Annotated in this window: 1 protein-coding gene; it reads left to right on the forward strand. The window is 58.8% G+C overall.

Going from position 1 to position 755, the window contains the following annotated elements; all coding sequences use genetic code 11:
• Positions 1 to 154 precede the first annotated feature (154 nt).
• Positions 155 to 755 (forward strand): pyridoxal phosphate-dependent aminotransferase (locus tag EN939_RS36620; RefSeq protein ID WP_127272089.1); only part of this gene is annotated, 601 nt, incomplete at its 3' end.

The following is a 755-nucleotide window of genomic DNA, read 5'->3' on the forward strand; positions in this document are numbered from 1 at the left end:
CTTCATGTTTTTATGGCTTGGATAGGTGGACGGGTTGCTAGAGCAATTCCAGGAAAATTGTGAAACGGTTTTCCGTCCGGAATTGCCTAAAAACAAGGAGTTAGAGCGGGTCGCCGTTTCCGTGAAACGGTGAACTGCTCTAGGGGAGCGAGCCATGAACTACACCAGGATGGTGATCGAGAAAGAAGCGCCGGAAGAATACGGCTATGACCGTATCCGCTACAATCTTTCGGAAAGTTCGATCGCCGACCAGAAGCTCTCCGACATCGGCCTGTCGCTGCCTGATCTCACGCTTTTCTATGGCGAGCATCGCGGCGACAAGCAGTTGCGTGCACTGATCTCGGCGCAGGATGCCGGCATTTCGCCGGATGATGTCCTGGTCACTGCCGGTGCCGCGGGCGCGCTGTTCATCATCTCGACCTCGCTCTTGTCGGCCAATGACCATCTCGTCGTCATCAGGCCCAACTACGCCACCAACATCGAAACCCCAAGGGCGATCGGCTGCGCCATCAGCTTTGTCGACCTGGCCTTCGAGGAAGGCTTCGCCATTGATGTCGAACGCGTCAAGGCGGCGCTGCGGCCGGACACGAAGCTGATCAGCGTCACCTGCCCGCACAACCCGACCGGCACGATGATGAGCCGAACCGAGCTCGATGCGCTGGTTGCGCTTGCCGAAAGCAGCAACTGCCGTCTGCTGGTCGACGAGACCTATCGCGACCTTTCCTACGGCCGGCGGCTGCCGACGGCTGCCTCAC

This window comes from Mesorhizobium sp. M7A.F.Ca.CA.002.05.1.1, from assembly GCF_003998335.1.
Taxonomy (GTDB): domain Bacteria; phylum Pseudomonadota; class Alphaproteobacteria; order Rhizobiales; family Rhizobiaceae; genus Mesorhizobium.